We start from the raw sequence: 15,694 nt of genomic DNA on the forward strand, positions 1-15,694 counted from the left end.
GCTACCTCAACCAGCGTTCGATGCGCGCCATCGCCTCGACCATGTCGTCGTGGCTGCCGGCATAGGAAAACCGCATCGTGCGATGCCCCGCCCGGGTGTCGAAGTCGCGGCCGGGCGTCGCCGCCACATGCGCCTCGGCCAGCATCTTGCGTGCAAAAGCCATGCTGTCATTGGTGTGGCGGGTGACGTCGCAAAAGGCATAGAAGGCACCGTCCATGGGGGCGGCAAGAGGAAATTCCAGCTCCGGCAGACGCTTCATCAGCAGCTCACGATTCCAGGCGTAGCGGCCCTTGACCACCTCCAGTTCCTCTGTGGCGGCGAAGGCCTCGATCGCGGCGATCTGCGACAGCTCCGGCGGTGAGATATAGAGGCTCTGGGCGATGCGCTCTACCGGCCTCACTAGCTCTTCCGGCAACACCATCCAGCCGATGCGCCAGCCGGTCATGCAATAGTATTTCGAGAACGAATTGATCACTGTCACGCTGTTGCCGAAGGCGAGTGCCGTGGTGTCTGGGGCGCCATAGGCCAACCGGTGGTAGATCTCGTCGGAGATGACGGCGACCCCCAGTGTTTCCGCCATATTGACCAGCGCCGACAGTTCACTGGGCGGTATGATCGCCCCGGTCGGATTGGCCGGACTTGCAAACAGGACGCCTTTCAGCGGCTTCTCGCGATGCGCTGCCTCCAGATGACCGGCATGCAGATAGGCCGCGTCGCCGAGTTCGATCTCGACCACCTCGATGCCGAGCGCCGCCATGATGTTGCGATAGGCAGGGTAGCCGGGTGCTGCGATGGCGACCCGGTCGCCTGGATCGAACATCGCCAGGAAAGCAAGATTGAAGGCCGCCGACGAACCGGTGGTCACCGCGATCCGGCCGGGCTCGATTTCAAGCCGGTAGTGATCCGCGTAGTGCTCGGCGATAGCCTTGCGCAGGCCCGCCAGCCCCAGCGTGTCGGTGTAGCCAATGCGGCCATCCTGCAAGGCCTTGGCCGCCGCGGCGCGAACCCGTGCGGGTGCCGGATCGGACGGCTGGCCGACCGCCATCGAGATCACCGGCACCCCTTGAGCTTTCAGCCGGTTCGCTTCGGCCAGCACATCCATGGCGTGGAATGGCTCGACATTGCCACGACGTGAGAGCGAAACGACCATTTTATGCCTATCCCGACAGTTGAGCACGCCATGCCCTTGATGCATGCGCCGCACAAATGCCCGATTGGTGTGAGGATCACAAGTTGAGGAAGTTTCCGGTGCCGACTTTTCATCTTTCGCCCGCTCGTCTACCAGTGGACACGTCATGTTGAGCCGACCCAGATCGACGATTGCCCAGGCAGTGCGCGTTCTCGCGACGCTTTCGCTTGGCGTCGCCGTTGCCGTGGCGAGTTCGGTCACTGCCTTCGCCCAAAACGTGCCGGTGGTACGCGATGCCGAGATCGAGGCCCTGGTGCGCGACTACGCACGGCCGATTTTCAAGGCGGCCGGGCTGGCGAATGACGGCATCGACATCGTGCTGGTCAACGATTCTAGCTTCAATGCCTTCGTCACCGGGCGCCGGCTGTTCATCAACACCGGCGCCCTGATGACGGCCGAAACGCCCAACGAGATCATCGGCGTCATCGCGCATGAGGCCGGTCATATCGCCGGCGGCCACCAGCAGAAACTGCGCGACCAGCTCGAGCGCGCCAAGACCATGGCCATCATCGCCACCTTGCTTGGCGCCGGCGCCATCGTTGCCGGTGCGACCACCAACAGCCGCGGCCTTGCCGGCGCCGGCATGGGCGTGGCGGCCGGTGGCGGCGAGATGGCGCAGCGCAGCATCCTCGCCTATCAGCGCACCGAGGAAATAACCGCCGACCGTTCGGCGATCACCTATCTCAACGCCACCGGCCAGTCCGGAATGGGCATGCTGAAGACGTTTCATCGCTTCCAGACCGCGCTATCGCTGTCGGGCACGCAAATCGATCCCTACCGGATCAGCCATCCGATGCCGCAGGATCGAATCTCCAATCTCGAAGTGCTGGTCAAGCAAAGCCCCGATGTCGACAGGCTCGACCCGCCGGCGCTGCAGCAGCGCCATGACATGATGCGTGTGAAGATCGCCGTCTACATGGAAGGCCAGGCCACCGCGTCGCGGCTGATACGGAAGATGCAAGGGACCCTCGCAGGGCAATATGGCGATGCCCAATCGACCTACCTTTATGGAGATATCGCTGCTGCGCTCGCCAAGACCAACGCGCTTATCAAAGCGCAACCCAGGAATGCCTACTTCCAGGAGTTGCGTGGCGACATCCTGATGAAGGCGAACAAGCCTGGAGATGCGGCCGAAGCCTACGCCAGGGCGGTCAGCCTCGATCCGGCGCGATCTGGCTTGCTGCCGGTCTCGCTTGGTCAGGCGCTGATGGCGGTCGGCACGCCCGAATCGCTGAAGAAGGCCGTGGTGCAGATCAACAGTGGCCTGGGGCGCGACAAGGAAAATTCCGTCGGGTATCGTTACCTGGCGCAGGCTTACGGCGAGTTGGGAGACATACCAGGCGCCGAGCTTGCCACGGCCGAAGGTCATTTCTATTCTGGTAATTACAAGGATGCGAAGATTTTCGCCATGCGTGCGCAGCAACAGATGAAGCGCGGCGAGCCGCGCTGGATACGCGCCCAGGACATCATAAACTACAAATCGTCGAGCAATATCTAATAATTCTCATGAACCCTCCGGCCCCGCGCTGCGACACAGCCAGACCGAAAGACAGGCAAAAGGAACGAGAACGATGAAAAAGGCACTGCTTCTGGGCACCACTGGGATCGCGGTAGCCCTTGCCATGCTGGCATTCGGTTTCGTGGCCGGCAGCCCGCAAATCGCCAAGGCCGGTACGACGCAGCCTGCCCAGGTGGCTCAGCCTGTCCAGACGGTGGCTGATACCAAGATCGATCGCACCGAGGTCGAAGGCATCATCCGCGACTATCTGTTGAAGAACCCGGAAGTGCTGCTCGAAGTGCAGGACGCACTCGAGGCCAAGCAGAAGGAAGAGCAGCGCATTGCCCATCTCGGCGTCATCAAGGACGCCAAGGACCAGATCTTCAACTCCGCCTTCGACGGCGTCGTCGGCAATCCGAACGGCAAGGTGACGATCGTCGAGTTCTATGACTACAATTGCGGCTTCTGCAAACGCGCCATCGAAGACATGCAGGCGCTGACCAAGTCCGACCCCGATCTGCGCTTCGTGCTCAAGGAATTCCCGATCCTCGGCCCTGATTCTCAGAAAGCCAGCGTCGTCTCGATGGCGTTCCACCTGATGATGCCGCAGAAATACGGCGAGTTCCACAATGCGCTGCTCGGCGGCCAGGGGCGCGCCACCGAGGCGACCGCGATCAAGATCGCGCTTTCGCTGGGCGCCGACGAGGCGACGCTGCGCGCGAAGATGAAGGATCCGTCGATCCCCGAGGCCTTCTCCAAGACCTACGATCTTGCCAACAAGCTGGCGATCACCGGGACGCCGTCCTACGTCGTCGGCAACGAGGTCGTGTTCGGGGCTCTCGGGCAGGACGTGCTGGCGGAAAAGATCGAGGCGGCGAAAGCCGCGCTTTGATCAGCCACCGGTTTTCTTCACGGGCGCATTTCGACCTGTTGTGGACAGTGAAAGAACGCACTTGCGCTCTTTTCGCGGACGACTATGCCCGGTATAGAGGCCCAGCGCGCCGGCTTGATGCCGGCGCCGGAAAAGGTCTGGCTTTTTGAAAACGGTTTTCGTCCTGAACGGTCCCAATCTCAACGCGCTTGGCAAGCGCGAGCCGGGCATCTATGGCGGCAAGACGTTGGCCGCGATCGCCGACGACTGCAAGCAGGCAGGCGCATCGCTTGGGCTCGAGATCGATTTCCGCCAGTCGAACCACGAGGGTGACCTCGTCGACTGGATCCAGGAAGCCGGCGACAAGGCAGCCGGCATCGTCATCAATCCGGGCGCCTACAGCCATACCTCGATCGCGATCCACGACGCCATCCGTTCGGTTGCGCCGCTGCCGGTCGCCGAAGTTCACCTTTCCAACATCCACGCGCGGGAATCATTCCGCCACGTCTCCATGGTCGCGCCGGTCGCCGTCGGCATGATCTGTGGCTTTGGGCCGCTCGGCTACACGCTGGCGCTACAGGCGCTGGCCGCACGCCTATGACCGGCCAACAAACAGAAGGCTCGAAAATGTCGATAAAGAAGACCGGTGTTGACCAGCAGCTGATCCGCGATCTGGCGGGCATACTGAACGACACCAACCTGACCGAGATCGAGGTTGAACTGGGCGACCTGAAGGTGCGCGTGTCGCGGCAGGCACCAGCCGTCCACGCAATCGCGGCACCCCAGCCCAGCTATGCGCCGACGGCAGGCGCCCAGCCCGCAGCGGCGGCCGCCCCGGCGGTGGTCGACGTGTCGAAGAACGCGGTCACCTCGCCCATGGTCGGCACCGCCTATCTGGCGCCGTCGCCCGATGCCAAGGCGTTCATCGAGGTCGGCCAGAAGGTCAAGGAAGGCCAGACGCTGCTGATCATCGAAGCGATGAAGACGATGAACCAGATCCCCTCGCCGCGCGCCGGCACGGTGACGGCGATCCTGTTCGAGGATGCTTCACCGGTCGAATACGGCATGCCGCTCGTCGTGGTCGAGTAGAGCGGGCCGGATGTTCCAGAAAATCCTCATCGCCAATCGCGGCGAAATCGCCCTTCGGGTGCTGCGCGCCTGCAAGGAACTCGGCATCCAGACGGTGGTGGTGCATTCAACCGCCGACGCCGACGCCATGCATGTGCGGCTGGCCGACGAGAGCGTATGCATTGGCCCTCCGCCATCGCGCGACAGCTATCTCAACATCCATCAGATCGTCGCGGCCTGCGAGATCACCGGCGCCGACGCCGTGCATCCGGGCTACGGCTTCCTGTCGGAGAACGCCAAGTTCGCCGACATCCTGGCCGCGCACAACATCACCTTCATCGGCCCGTCCGGCGACCACATCCGCATCATGGGCGACAAGATCGAGGCCAAGCGCACCGCCAAGCGTCTCGGTATCCCGGTTGTGCCCGGTTCCGACGGCGCTGTTACCGACCAAAAGGAAGCCAGGCGCATTGCGGCCGAGATCGGCTACCCCGTGATCATCAAGGCATCGGCCGGCGGCGGCGGGCGCGGCATGAAGGTCGCGCTTACCGAGGACGACCTCGAGATCGCCTTGCAGACAGCCAGCACGGAAGCCGGTGCCGCCTTCGGCGACGATGCGGTCTACATCGAGAAGTACCTGGAAAAGCCGCGCCACATCGAGGTGCAGGTGTTCGGCGACGGCTTCGGCCGCGGCGTGCATTTCGGCGAACGCGACTGTTCGCTGCAACGCCGCCATCAAAAAGTCTGGGAAGAGGCGCCCTCGCCGGCCCTCAACGCCGAGGAGCGGGCCCGCATCGGCGGCATCTGCGCCAAGGCCATTGCCGATCTCGGCTATTCCGGCGCCGGCACGATCGAGTTCCTCTACGAGAATGGCGAGTTCTATTTCATCGAGATGAACACGCGTTTGCAGGTCGAGCATCCGGTGACGGAAGCGATCACCGGCATCGATCTCGTGCATGAGCAGATCCGCGTCGCCTCGGGCGGCGGACTTTCTGTCAGGCAGGAAGACATCAAGTTCAATGGCCACGCCATCGAATGCCGCATCAATGCCGAGGATCCACGCACCTTCACCCCCTCGCCCGGCACCATCACGCATTTCCACACGCCAGGCGGCCTCGGCATCCGCGTCGATTCCGGCGTCTATTCCGGCTACAAGATCCCGCCCTATTACGACAGCCTGATCGGCAAGCTGATCGTGCATGGGCGCAACCGCGTCGAATGCATGATGCGGCTGCGCCGGGCGCTCGATGAATTTGTCGTCGACGGCATCAAGACGACACTGCCGCTGTTTCGCGATCTGGTCGGCAACGCCGACATCGCCAATGGCGACTATGACATCCACTGGCTGGAAAAATACCTGGCCAAGGAAGAGTAGTCCGGGGACGCGATGACCCGCCCCTACGCGCCTGGCTATCGCATCCCCACCGACCTTCTGCTCAAGGCCTATGCCTCGGGCGTGTTCCCGATGGCTGAGAGTGCGGCCGACCCGGAGGTGTTCTGGGTGCGGCCGGAGACGCGCGGCATCATCCCGCTTGACGGTTTCCACACGCCCAAAAGCCTGAAGAAGACGATCCGCAAAAGCCCGTTCGACATCCGCTTCGACTTCGATTTCGAGGCGACGATCGATGGCTGCGCGGAAAAACGCGAGGACCGGCGCTCGACCTGGATCAATGGGCCAATCCGCGAGGCCTATGTGCAGTTGCACCGCATGGGCCACTGCCATTCTGTCGAGGCCTGGCGCGAGGACCGGCTGGTCGGCGGCCTCTACGGCGTGTCGCTCGGACGGGTGTTCTTCGGCGAAAGCATGTTTTCCAAAGAGACGGATGCATCGAAAACCTGCCTCGTGCATCTCGTCGAGCGCTTGAAGGCGCGCAGCTTCGCCCTGCTCGATACGCAGTTCACCACCGAGCATCTGAAGCGCTTCGGCGCGGTCGACGTGCCACGTGGTAAATACGAAAAGATGCTGGCCGAAGCCCTGAAAGGCGAGGCGATCTTTTTTCCGTAGGGTCGAGCCCTTACTTGGCCGCAGCCTCGATCGGCGTCTGCGAATGGAACATCATCTTCCAGCCGTTGACGCGATGGACATAGCCGGTGCTGACCAGCGCCGCGTAGGGTTCACCGTTCTCCCGCGTCGCATGCGCCTCGTAGGTCAGCATGACAATGTCGCTGCCCGGTTCGATTATTCCCTTGAGCTCGATGTCGAGGTCGCGCCAGCGATTGGGCTTCGTTGCGGTCTCGGCCAGGTCGGCATTATCCATCGCTTGTGCCATTCCAGGGAAAGCTACCAGGCATTCGGTATCGACATTAGCCGCATAGTAGGCCTCGTCGCCCGTCCAGAAGCCCTTTTCGAGTTCGAGCAGCTCTTTCTTGCTTGCCGTGATCCGCTTGCTGTCTGACATCGGAATATCCTCCGGGCGCATCAATGCGCGGTCGTCCGTGGCCCAACGTGTGATGGCCACGACGGTTCCCAGGGATCAGTTGGTGTCTGACGTATCCGGTTCCGTGGGATCGGACTGTTCCACATCCGGGGTGGTCGCGGGCTTTGGCTTGGCCGAAGCGGGTTTGGGCTTGGCCGTCGCAGGCTTCGAAGCATCCGCCTTGGTGGCGTCAGCCTTGGTGGCGCCAGGCGCCGGCACATCCGACTTCTGCTTGCATTCCTTCAGCCAGACGTCATAGACGGCATGTTCGACGGCGTTGAGGCCGGGGCTTTCGGCGAACATCCAGCCGGTGAAGATGCGGCGGATCTTGCGGTCGAGCGTGATCTCGTCGACCTCGACAAAGGAATCTGTCTTCGGCTCCTCGGTCTGCGGCCGCGAATAGCAGACGCGCGGCGTCACCTGCAGAGCGCCGAACTGCACCGTCTCATCGATATAGACATCGAAGGTGATGATGCGGCCGGTGATCTTGTCGATGCCGGCGAACTCGGCAACCGGGTTGGTGATGCGGTCCGATCCAGCGGATGCTGCAGGCGCTGCCGGCGCGGGCGCAGCGGGTGCGGGCGAAGCCGCAAAGGCCGCGGTGCTGACGGCGAGGCCGGCGGCTAGCGTCAGACCGCCCGTCGATATCAGGTTGAAAAAGCTCATATAGGGGTACCGGTGGTTCGTGCCCGGGTGATTCCGTCGATCGCCAAGGCTAGTCGCCGTTTTCTGATCAGCAAGCAGCTAAACACCAATTGTGGCGATAAAGGACCGGCCTGCAGCTTGTGTTGTTACAAGACGGGGCGCCGTTACAACCTCGGGGCCGTTACGATCCGGGTGTCCAGGCGTCGTAGTCACCCGTGACCTGCGGGCGATGCTGATTGGTCAGCACCGAGCCCTTCGGGCGGTAGGCGGCCGGGCTACCCGTCAGGTTGGGCTGGTGTGGCTTCTGCCAGTCGCGCGGCTTGTAGTCTTCGCTCGGCGGCGCGACATCGACGCGATGATGCATCCAGCCGTGCCAGCCTGGCGGAATGGCCGAAGCTTCGGAATAGTTGCGGTAGATCACCCAGCGGCGCGTGCGGCCTTCCGAATCGATACCACCCTCGTAATAGACGTTGCCGACCTCGTCCTGGCCAACCCGCTTGCCGTACCGCCAGGTGTGCAGGCGCGTCCCTATCGTCTGGCTGTTCCACCAGGTGAAAAACTGCGTCAGGAAAGTCTTCATCGCAAAACCCTCGCGCTGGCGGCGCCTGTTTCCTGCTTATGGCGTCAGGCCCTCGGGAAGGCAAGGGTTTTGCCGCAGGCAGCGCGCAAATGGCGCGCTTGGGATCCGACACGAGCCTGTGATCGCGCGAGGCGGCAGGATGCACGCTTGCCAAGCCTTTCCGCTCTTTCTAAAGCTCAGCGCGCCCATGCGGGTATCAACCGGCCATGGGCCGAAGGAGGTGACGATTGGCCACAAGATTGCCGACCACCGACATTCGCATCGGCACCGAGTTGATTCGCCGCCGCAAGGGCGGCACGCCCCTGGTCTGCCTGACGGCCTACACCTATCCCGTCGCTCGCCTGCTCGATCCCCATGTCGACCTGCTTCTGGTCGGCGACAGCGTCGCGATGGTGCTGCATGGCCATGAGACGACACTGGGCGCCTCGCTCGAGATGATGATTGCGCATGGCCAAGCCGTGATGCGCGGCTCTGCCAGGGCCTGCATTGTTGTCGACATGCCAGCCGGCAGCTACGAGGAATCGGCTGATCAGGCCGTGGCCTCGGCGCGGCGCATCGTAGACGAGACCGGCTGCCAGGCGGTGAAGCTCGAAGGCGGCGTCGACATGGCCGCGCAGATCGCGGCGATCGTGGCCGCCGGCATTCCGGTCATGGGCCATATCGGCCTGCTGCCGCAGTCGGTCGAAAAGGATGGCGGCTACAAGATCAAGGGCCGCACCGACGAGACTATCGCATCGCTGATAGCCGACGCGCTCGCCGTCGAAAAAGCCGGCGCCTTCTCCGTGGTCATCGAAGGCACCATCGAGGCGGTCGCGGCCGATATCACACGCCGCATCGCCATTCCAACCATCGGCATCGGCGCCAGCGGCGAGTGCGATGGCCAGATCCTGGTCATCGACGACATGGTCGGGCTGACCGTCGACCGTGTGCCGAAATTCGTCAAGGAATACGCCGATCTGCGAGGCGTGATCGTGCACGCCGCCGAGCGCTACGCATCGGAAGTGCGAAGCCGGACATTCCCCGGCCCTGACCATGTCTTTGCCGACTCAAAAGTCTTTGCCGACTCAAAAGTCCTTTCGGGCACACATGGCGGAGATGATGCATGAGCCAGCCCGACGTCGTCGACAGCGTCGCAGCACTTCGCGCGCGAATTCGTGACTGGCGGCGCGATGGCCTGCGCGTCGCCATGGTGCCAACCATGGGTGCCTTGCATGAGGGACATCTCTCCCTGATCAGGATCGCATGCGAAAAAGCCGAACGCTGCGTGGTGTCGATCTTCGTCAACCCGACGCAGTTCGCACCGAGCGAGGATCTCGACAAGTATCCGCGCCAGCTCACCCGCGACCTAGACATGCTGGCGACGGTCAAGGCCGATCTCGCCTTCACGCCGACGGTCGGCGCGATGTATCCTGCCGGCTTTGCCACCAAAATCTCGGTCGGCGGCCCGTCCGCGGGGCTCGAATCGGACTTTCGCCCGACCTTCTTCGAGGGCGTCGCCACGGTGGTGGCCAAGCTTTTTCTCCAGGCGACACCCGACTATGCGGTCTTTGGCGAAAAGGACTACCAGCAGCTTTGCGTCGTCAGGCAGCTCTGCCATGACCTCGACCTGCCGGTCGAGATCATCGGCGCGCCGACCATACGCGACGCGCATGGCCTCGCCATGTCGTCACGCAACGCCTATCTCGACGAGGCCGAACTCGCTGTCGCCCGCCAACTCAACGTGATCCTGCGTAAGGCCGCGGCGGCGCTGGCGTCCGGCGCACATCGAGATGACGCGACCGCCGAAGCCCGCCGCGCCCTGACCGCCGCCGGCTTCCAGAAGGTCGACTATGTCGAGGCCCGCGAAAGCCTGACGCTTGCACCATGGCGCCGCGACCGCGCGGGGCGCCTGCTCGCCGCTGCCTGGCTCGGTAAGACACGACTCATCGACAATGTGGAGGTTTCCACAGGCTAAGACGGAATTTGGATCACTGATGCTTGCCCCACCGGTATGCACAAAGCCGCCCGACTTCTGTTTAGCTATAGCTAAAATAAACATTTATTCGCGTATGTATGGCATTCCACCCTGACGTAATAATTCCTAACTACTGCGGCATGATCAAGTTACACAGCGGCGCTAGCGTGCAACCTAGCGCAGTGTTGTTGTGGAACCCGGCACTGCGTTACCCCGGAGGCGGTACGAGAGGGCCCATGTCACTGTCGGCGGACACGATCGACCGCGCCCTGCCTCAGGTCGTCGAGGCCATATACGATTCGGTTGCCGACGTTGACCGCTGGCAGTCGACGCTCGAAGCCATTCGTCGGCTGGCGATTGGCCAGCTTGCCATGCTGGCGGTCGTCGACACAGCGACCAATTCCGCTCGGTTTTCCGTGTCCTGCGGCGATCCTGCGATCCTGGAGCCGCTGCAACGCGACTATCGGTCGGAGGTCCCCTTCTTCACGGCCGTGCCGAAGATGGAAATCGACATGCCCTTCACGGTCGATTCCTTCTATTCGCTGCAAGGACCAGACGCGCGGCAGAATTGGATCGACAGCCGCATCGTGCGCGAATGGGTGGAGCCCAACCGCCTGGACGACTTCTTCTGGGTAGCGCTGATGAAGCGACCAACGCGCATCGGCACGCTGATGGTGGTGACGGACAAGGACAGGCGGCAAATCTCGACGGAAGATCTGGCGCTGGTTTCGTCGCTTGCACCGCATGTACGGCGCGCGGTAACGATCGGCGACCTGTTCGAGGCTGAACGACGCAAGGCCGAGATTTTCCGCTCGATCATCGAAAACCTCACGCACCCGGTGATGATCGTGTCCAACGACATGCAGATCATCTTTGCCAATTCCGCGGCCGAAGCCCTGCTGATGGAAGGCTCGGCCGTCTCATCGGTGCGTGGCCAACTGGCGTTCGCCTATCCACAAGCCAATGCCGCGATCAGCTACGCGGTCGAACTCGGCACGCGCGATGAGTTCGCGCTTGGGCCTTCCGGCATCAACATTCCGCTCGCCAAGGTCGGCGTTCCGGCCGTGGCGCATGTGATGCCGCTGGCCCGGCGCGAGATTTCGGCGCGGATGTCGCAGCGCGCCGCAGCCGCGATCTTCATTGCCGCCGTCGGCGCCACGCCGACCCCGGCACTGGACGCGATCGCGGCGCTGTTTGGCCTGACCGCAGCGGAAAAGCGCGTCACCGGCCATGTCGCCTGCGGCAAGACGCGCAGGGAGATCGCATGCGCCAGCGGCGTTTCCGACGGCACCATCAAATCGCAGCTGGCGACGATCTTCGACAAGACGGGAACAGGCGACCAGCGGGAGCTCGAACTGCTGATACGTGAACTGTCGCCGCCGCTGCGCTCACGCTGACCTGGCCTTCCCAGTGCCTACTCCTCCGTCGGCATGTGCAGGTACATCGACTGGATGCCGACCCGACCCGGGCCGGTGAAGCGGTTGACGATGAAGTTCATGTTGGCGCCGAAGAAGCCGCTCGACAGGCGGTCGATCTTCGTTTCCATCCGGACCGAGGCATCCTTGAACAGCCAGCCGCCCGGCTCGATGTCGATGGTCTCGCCGGCGGCCAACGTTTTCTCGAAGACATTGCCGTAGCCGTGCAGCCAGACGATGCCGTCACCCGCATCGCCGCGAAACCGGTCGATGAAGAAGCCGCTCTGGCCAAACAGCATCGTCGCCAGGCCACGTACCCGCTCGAAGGTGTAGTCGACATTGCCCGTGGCGGCGAGAAACTGGTGTTCGCGCACCTGGATCTCTTCGCCGCGCCTAAGATGGATCGGCACGATGTGGCCGGGCCCGTCGCGGCTGAAGGCGATGATGCCCGCTCCCGACGCTTCGGTGACGAAGATCTGCATACCGGCCATCATGCGCTTCAGCGCGCCCTTCAGCGATTTCAGGCCGATGGTGATGGTGGAGTTCTTCCACAAAAGGATGTGGTGCTCGAAATAGACCGGCATTCGCGTCACATCGACCGAAAGCACCGGCACCAGTTCACCCGCTATGTGATAGGTGACGCCACCAAAAGTCTCATCCGACACTTGTGTCGGCATCAGTTCCGGCAAGCTTGGCATGGTTCCCCCCTCGCCGCCTTGCGCGCCAGCCCATTCCGGCTTCCGCACGGTCAGCTGCAGCAGCTTGGTATGTACCCCCCAGGCCGTCAAACGAAAACAGCCCTCCTCCGCACCGCTCGCGCGAAGGTGATCCGGACAGGTGTGCGCCGAAAGGATCAGCCGGCAAGAGGCCGGCGATAGACCACCGTCGGCTCGCCGGAAGCACCGGTGTGCTCACCGGCATCGCCGGATCGCACGAAGCCGTTGGCTTCGTAGAAGGCGATGGCGCGCGTGTTCCGCGCCTCCACTTCCAGACGGATGGCGTTGGCCTCGGGAAAACTTTCGATGATCTCATCGAGGAGCATGCCGCCGATGCCCCGTCCCTGCAGGCTGGGCAGCACGTAGAGCTGTCTCAGGACAACCAGCTTGCCGCCGTCGATGCTCTCGGCAAAAGCCACGCCGCCTATGCGCTTGCCGTCATCGGCAACGAGGAAGTCGCTGTTGGGTTTGATCAGCCGCGCCTTCAGAGAGGCGATCGAATGCCATTCGTCGGTGATCTCGGTGACCTTGGCGGCACCGTAGATGGCGTCATACGTCGCATGCCAGGTTTCGACCAGCACTGCACGAATTGCATCAAGGTCACGTTCGCCTGCGGTGCGGACGAACATGGCCTTACTCGATGCCGAGCTTGGCTTTGACGAGGTCGTTGACCGCCTGCGGGTTGGCCTTGCCGCCGGTGGCCTTCATCACCTGGCCAACGAACCAGCCGGCCATGGTCGGCTTGGCGCGCGCCTGTTCGACCTTGTCGGGATTGGCCGCGATCACCTCGTCGACCGCCTTCTCGATGGCGCCGGTGTCGGTGACCTGCTTCAAGCCACGGCTTTCGACCAGCTGGCGCGGATCGCCGCCTTCGTTCCAGACGATCTCGAACAGGTCCTTGGCAATCTTGCCGGAGATGGTGCCATCCTTGATCAGGTCGATGACCGCGCCGAGCTGGTCGGGTGAAACCGGAGCATTTTCAATGTCCTTGCCCGCCTTGTTCAATTGGCCGAGCAGATCGTTGATGACCCAGTTGGCGGCGAGCTTGCCGTCACGTCCGGCGGCCACCTTCTCGAAATAGTCGGCGACCGACTTTTCCGACACCAGAATCGAAGCGTCGTAGGTCGAGAGACCCAGCGAGGAGATCAGCCGCGCCTTCTTGTCGTCGGGCAGTTCCGGCAGTCCTGTGGCCAAAGCATCGACATAGGCCTGGTCGAATTCCAGCGGCAGAAGATCGGGATCGGGAAAATAGCGGTAGTCGTGCGCTTCTTCCTTCGAGCGCATGGAGCGCGTCTCGCCCTTGACGGCGTCATATAGCCGCGTTTCCTGGTCGATCTTGCCGCCGTCCTCCAGGATGGCGATCTGGCGGCGCGCCTCATAGTCGATGGCCTGGCCGATGAAGCGGATCGAGTTCATGTTCTTGATCTCGCAGCGTGTGCCGAACTCGCCACCGGGCCGGCGCACCGAGACGTTGACGTCGGCGCGCAGCGAGCCTTCATCCATGTTGCCGTCGCAGGTACCGAGATAGCGCATGATGGTGCGCAGCTTGGTGACATAGGCCTTGGCTTCATCGCCGGAGCGCAGGTCAGGCTTGGAGACGATCTCCATCAGCGCCACGCCAGAGCGGTTGAGGTCGACATAGGACATGGTCGGATGCTGGTCGTGTATCGACTTGCCGGCATCCTGCTCCAGATGCAGCCGCTCGATGCCAACCTCGATGTCCTCGAACTCGCCCTGCCGGTCCGGTCCGACCGAGACAATCACCGTGCCCTCGCCGACGATCGGCTGCTTGAACTGCGAGATCTGGTAGCCCTGCGGCAGGTCGGGATAGAAATAGTTCTTTCGATCGAAGACCGACTTGTGGTTGATCTGCGCCTTCAGGCCGAGACCGGTGCGGATCGCCTGCTTGACGCATTCCTCGTTGATGACGGGCAGCATGCCCGGCATGGCCGCATCGACCAGGCTGACATTGGCATTGGGGGCCGCACCGAAAGCGGTCGAAGCGCCGGAAAACAATTTTGCTTCCGAGATGACCTGCGCGTGAACCTCGAGACCGATGATGATTTCCCAGTCGCCGGTGGCGCCAGGGATCAGGCGTTTTGCGTCGGGCGTGCGGGTATCGATGAGTGTCATGGCCTGCCGTCAAATTCAGAATTGATGCTGAATGCACTGCGCATTCAGGAGGTACAAATCGTACCCGCTTCGCTAGTGCAAACCGCCAAAAGAGACAAGCGCAAAGCCGCGGGCTGGCCTTTTCGGCCGCTTTCGCCTATAGGACGCTCATCCCAATGGAGAGTGGATGTCCACTTACGCTCAGTCCCGGTAGAGCCCTGACCTCGTAGCGAGGCAGGGCAGAAAACCTGAAACCCCGTGCCGCGAAGCTTCGCGGCGGCGGCATTTTTTGTTTTCCCGGAAAAACTCTCACATGGATATTTCGCGCAGCGCATGACCCCGAAAATCGGAATCGATTTTCGGAAAGGATCATGCGCCAAGTTATAAGTGCCACAGCGTCCTTTGCGCGTCCAAGAGGACGCGCGGCGCTGTGGGACAGCGCATCCTGCATTTGCTCGCGCAGGGCGGACGCATTGAAATCGAAAAGAACCAAAAAAACGGATCGCCTCCGTCAAATGTCTGACCCGCGACGGCTGGCACTATCCGGGCGTCGATCTCGACCTGTTTCGAAAGTTGAAACGCAAGAAGGCGGTTTCGTCGCCGGAAGATGGCGGTCCCTACCGCACCACAAGGCGCGGACTAGAACTCGTCCGTTCCGAACTCGACAACAGATAGCCTGTGGTTCCGCCGGTCGGCACTCCGGCCGGCGGTTCCGTTCGCCGCTCAGGCAGTGGCGATGTAGGCCCTGATCTCGTTGGCCTCACGCTCGACATCCTCGATGCGTCGCTTGACCACGTCGCCGATGGAGACGATGCCGTCGAGCAGGCCGTCCTTTTCCACAGGCAGATGGCGGAAGCGGCCCCTGGTCATGATCTCCATGACCTCGTTGACGGTGTGGTTCTCATTGCAGATCTTCACCTTCGGCGTCATTGCCGAACGCACCGCGATATCGAGTGCCGCACCACCTTCCTTGGCGACAACCCGCACGATGTCGCGCTCGGACAGGATGCCGACGATCTTGCGATCGCCATTGGTGATGACCAGCGCACCGATCTTGTGTTCGGCCAGGATGCGGATGGCTTCGCTGAGCTTTTCGTTCGGCCCGAGCGTCATCACGTCGTGGCCTTTTCTCTCGAGAATTGCCTTAACAGTCATGGCTTCCTCCTCCGCTTTGCTTTCCGGTCCCCTGCCCAGACCGGCTTCACATAAGAGTGAACATCGTGCGCCGT

General features: G+C 62.4%; 17 protein-coding genes and 1 pseudogene. 10 read left to right on the forward strand and 8 right to left on the reverse strand.

The genetic code is table 11. The features are described 5' to 3' along the window. Position 1 precedes the first annotated feature (1 nt). On the reverse strand, positions 2-1,150 hold the full coding sequence (locus A3A9_RS0100710; protein ID WP_027057077.1) for a pyridoxal phosphate-dependent aminotransferase: 1,149 nt from the start codon (positions 1,148-1,150) through the stop codon (positions 2-4). A gap of 145 nt (positions 1,151-1,295) precedes the next feature. Between A3A9_RS0100710 and A3A9_RS0100715 the strand changes: the two genes are divergently transcribed. From A3A9_RS0100715 to aat, 6 genes are all read left to right on the forward strand, one after another. Then, positions 1,296-2,687 (forward strand): tetratricopeptide repeat protein, encoded by a 1,392-nt coding sequence (locus A3A9_RS0100715; protein ID WP_027057078.1) that lies wholly within the window; start codon positions 1,296-1,298, stop codon positions 2,685-2,687. Between the two features lie 73 nt (positions 2,688-2,760). Then, entirely contained in the window at positions 2,761-3,579 is an 819-nt protein-coding gene (locus tag A3A9_RS0100720) for a DsbA family protein (RefSeq protein WP_027057079.1), read from the forward strand. A 145-nt stretch (positions 3,580-3,724) separates the two neighbouring features. Continuing rightward, positions 3,725-4,159: a type II 3-dehydroquinate dehydratase gene (aroQ, locus tag A3A9_RS0100725; RefSeq protein ID WP_019857903.1), complete on the forward strand. Its 435-nt coding sequence runs from the start codon at positions 3,725-3,727 to the stop codon at positions 4,157-4,159. 26 nt (positions 4,160-4,185) lie between these two features. Further along, entirely contained in the window at positions 4,186-4,647 is a 462-nt protein-coding gene (gene accB / locus A3A9_RS0100730) for an acetyl-CoA carboxylase biotin carboxyl carrier protein (protein ID WP_027057080.1), read from the forward strand. 10 nt (positions 4,648-4,657) lie between these two features. Continuing rightward, a complete protein-coding gene (accC, locus tag A3A9_RS0100735) occupies positions 4,658-6,001 on the forward strand; it encodes an acetyl-CoA carboxylase biotin carboxylase subunit (protein ID WP_027057081.1) in 1,344 nt (447 codons plus the stop codon). Between the two features lie 12 nt (positions 6,002-6,013). Further along, positions 6,014-6,631, forward strand: a complete 618-nt coding sequence (aat, locus tag A3A9_RS0100740; RefSeq protein WP_027057082.1) for a leucyl/phenylalanyl-tRNA--protein transferase — start codon at positions 6,014-6,016, stop codon at positions 6,629-6,631. Positions 6,632-6,641: 10 nt separating this feature from the next. Here the strand turns inward: aat and A3A9_RS0100745 are convergent, their stop codons facing one another. The 3 genes from A3A9_RS0100745 to A3A9_RS0100755 all read right to left on the reverse strand — a co-directional run bounded on the left by A3A9_RS0100745 (position 6,642) and on the right by A3A9_RS0100755 (position 8,268). Further along, the gene (locus A3A9_RS0100745) at positions 6,642-7,025 is read right to left on the reverse strand and encodes a hypothetical protein (RefSeq protein WP_027057083.1); all 384 of its coding nucleotides are present in this window, start codon (positions 7,023-7,025) and stop codon (positions 6,642-6,644) included. Between the two features lie 75 nt (positions 7,026-7,100). After that, positions 7,101-7,709, reverse strand: coding sequence for a DUF2155 domain-containing protein (locus A3A9_RS0100750; RefSeq protein ID WP_027057084.1), 609 nt, complete (start codon positions 7,707-7,709; stop codon positions 7,101-7,103). Between the two features lie 160 nt (positions 7,710-7,869). Then, entirely contained in the window at positions 7,870-8,268 is a 399-nt protein-coding gene (locus A3A9_RS0100755; protein WP_027028768.1) for an NADH:ubiquinone oxidoreductase subunit NDUFA12, read from the reverse strand. A gap of 227 nt (positions 8,269-8,495) precedes the next feature. On the opposite strand from A3A9_RS0100755, the gene panB reads away from it, so the two are divergent. From panB to A3A9_RS0100770, 3 genes are all read left to right on the forward strand, one after another. Next, positions 8,496-9,374: a 3-methyl-2-oxobutanoate hydroxymethyltransferase gene (gene panB / locus A3A9_RS0100760; protein WP_027057085.1), complete on the forward strand. Its 879-nt coding sequence runs from the start codon at positions 8,496-8,498 to the stop codon at positions 9,372-9,374. Next, positions 9,371-10,222: a pantoate--beta-alanine ligase gene (gene panC / locus A3A9_RS0100765; RefSeq protein WP_027057086.1), complete on the forward strand. Its 852-nt coding sequence runs from the start codon at positions 9,371-9,373 to the stop codon at positions 10,220-10,222. Before panB ends, panC begins: the two co-directional genes overlap by 4 nt. Before the next feature lie 236 nt (positions 10,223-10,458). After that, complete coding sequence (locus tag A3A9_RS0100770; protein ID WP_051370643.1) at positions 10,459-11,619, forward strand: helix-turn-helix transcriptional regulator; 1,161 nt, start codon at positions 10,459-10,461, stop codon at positions 11,617-11,619. A 17-nt stretch (positions 11,620-11,636) separates the two neighbouring features. Here A3A9_RS0100770 and A3A9_RS0100775 read toward each other — a convergent pair whose 3' ends face one another. From A3A9_RS0100775 to gatB, 3 genes are all read right to left on the reverse strand, one after another. After that, complete coding sequence (locus A3A9_RS0100775) at positions 11,637-12,335, reverse strand: AIM24 family protein (RefSeq protein ID WP_027057088.1); 699 nt, start codon at positions 12,333-12,335, stop codon at positions 11,637-11,639. A 155-nt stretch (positions 12,336-12,490) separates the two neighbouring features. Continuing rightward, entirely contained in the window at positions 12,491-12,982 is a 492-nt protein-coding gene (locus A3A9_RS0100780; RefSeq protein ID WP_027057089.1) for a GNAT family N-acetyltransferase, read from the reverse strand. A gap of 4 nt (positions 12,983-12,986) precedes the next feature. Then, entirely contained in the window at positions 12,987-14,486 is a 1,500-nt protein-coding gene (gene gatB, locus A3A9_RS0100785; protein ID WP_027057090.1) for an Asp-tRNA(Asn)/Glu-tRNA(Gln) amidotransferase subunit GatB, read from the reverse strand. Positions 14,487-14,895: 409 nt separating this feature from the next. Here gatB and A3A9_RS42270 point away from each other — a divergent pair. Continuing rightward, positions 14,896-15,140, forward strand: a pseudogene (locus A3A9_RS42270) (YjhX family toxin). 48 nt (positions 15,141-15,188) lie between these two features. Here A3A9_RS42270 and A3A9_RS0100790 read toward each other — a convergent pair. Continuing rightward, positions 15,189-15,620: a CBS domain-containing protein gene (locus tag A3A9_RS0100790; protein ID WP_027057091.1), complete on the reverse strand. Its 432-nt coding sequence runs from the start codon at positions 15,618-15,620 to the stop codon at positions 15,189-15,191. Positions 15,621-15,694: the final 74 nt, after the last annotated feature.

This window comes from Mesorhizobium loti CJ3sym (genome assembly GCF_000472785.1).
Classification (GTDB): domain Bacteria; phylum Pseudomonadota; class Alphaproteobacteria; order Rhizobiales; family Rhizobiaceae; genus Mesorhizobium; species Mesorhizobium loti_E.

Excerpts from the sequence above, each read along its gene's own strand:
- aat (WP_027057082.1), top strand. The coding sequence starts at position 6,014 with ATGACCCGCCCCTACGCGCCTGGCTATCGCATCCCCACCGACCTTCTG.
- A3A9_RS0100790 (WP_027057091.1), bottom strand. The coding sequence starts at position 15,620 with ATGACTGTTAAGGCAATTCTCGAGAGAAAAGGCCACGACGTGATGACG.
- A3A9_RS0100715 (WP_027057078.1), top strand. The coding sequence starts at position 1,296 with ATGTTGAGCCGACCCAGATCGACGATTGCCCAGGCAGTGCGCGTTCTC.
- A3A9_RS0100710 (WP_027057077.1), bottom strand. The coding sequence starts at position 1,150 with ATGGTCGTTTCGCTCTCACGTCGTGGCAATGTCGAGCCATTCCACGCC.
- A3A9_RS0100770 (WP_051370643.1), top strand. The coding sequence starts at position 10,459 with ATGTCACTGTCGGCGGACACGATCGACCGCGCCCTGCCTCAGGTCGTC.
- A3A9_RS0100775 (WP_027057088.1), bottom strand. The coding sequence starts at position 12,335 with ATGCCAAGCTTGCCGGAACTGATGCCGACACAAGTGTCGGATGAGACT.
- A3A9_RS0100780 (WP_027057089.1), bottom strand. The coding sequence starts at position 12,982 with ATGTTCGTCCGCACCGCAGGCGAACGTGACCTTGATGCAATTCGTGCA.
- A3A9_RS0100750 (WP_027057084.1), bottom strand. The coding sequence starts at position 7,709 with ATGAGCTTTTTCAACCTGATATCGACGGGCGGTCTGACGCTAGCCGCC.
- panC (WP_027057086.1), top strand. The coding sequence starts at position 9,371 with ATGAGCCAGCCCGACGTCGTCGACAGCGTCGCAGCACTTCGCGCGCGA.
- gatB (WP_027057090.1), bottom strand. The coding sequence starts at position 14,486 with ATGACACTCATCGATACCCGCACGCCCGACGCAAAACGCCTGATCCCT.
- A3A9_RS0100745 (WP_027057083.1), bottom strand. The coding sequence starts at position 7,025 with ATGTCAGACAGCAAGCGGATCACGGCAAGCAAGAAAGAGCTGCTCGAA.
- A3A9_RS0100720 (WP_027057079.1), top strand. The coding sequence starts at position 2,761 with ATGAAAAAGGCACTGCTTCTGGGCACCACTGGGATCGCGGTAGCCCTT.
- accC (WP_027057081.1), top strand. The coding sequence starts at position 4,658 with ATGTTCCAGAAAATCCTCATCGCCAATCGCGGCGAAATCGCCCTTCGG.
- A3A9_RS0100755 (WP_027028768.1), bottom strand. The coding sequence starts at position 8,268 with ATGAAGACTTTCCTGACGCAGTTTTTCACCTGGTGGAACAGCCAGACG.
- accB (WP_027057080.1), top strand. The coding sequence starts at position 4,186 with ATGTCGATAAAGAAGACCGGTGTTGACCAGCAGCTGATCCGCGATCTG.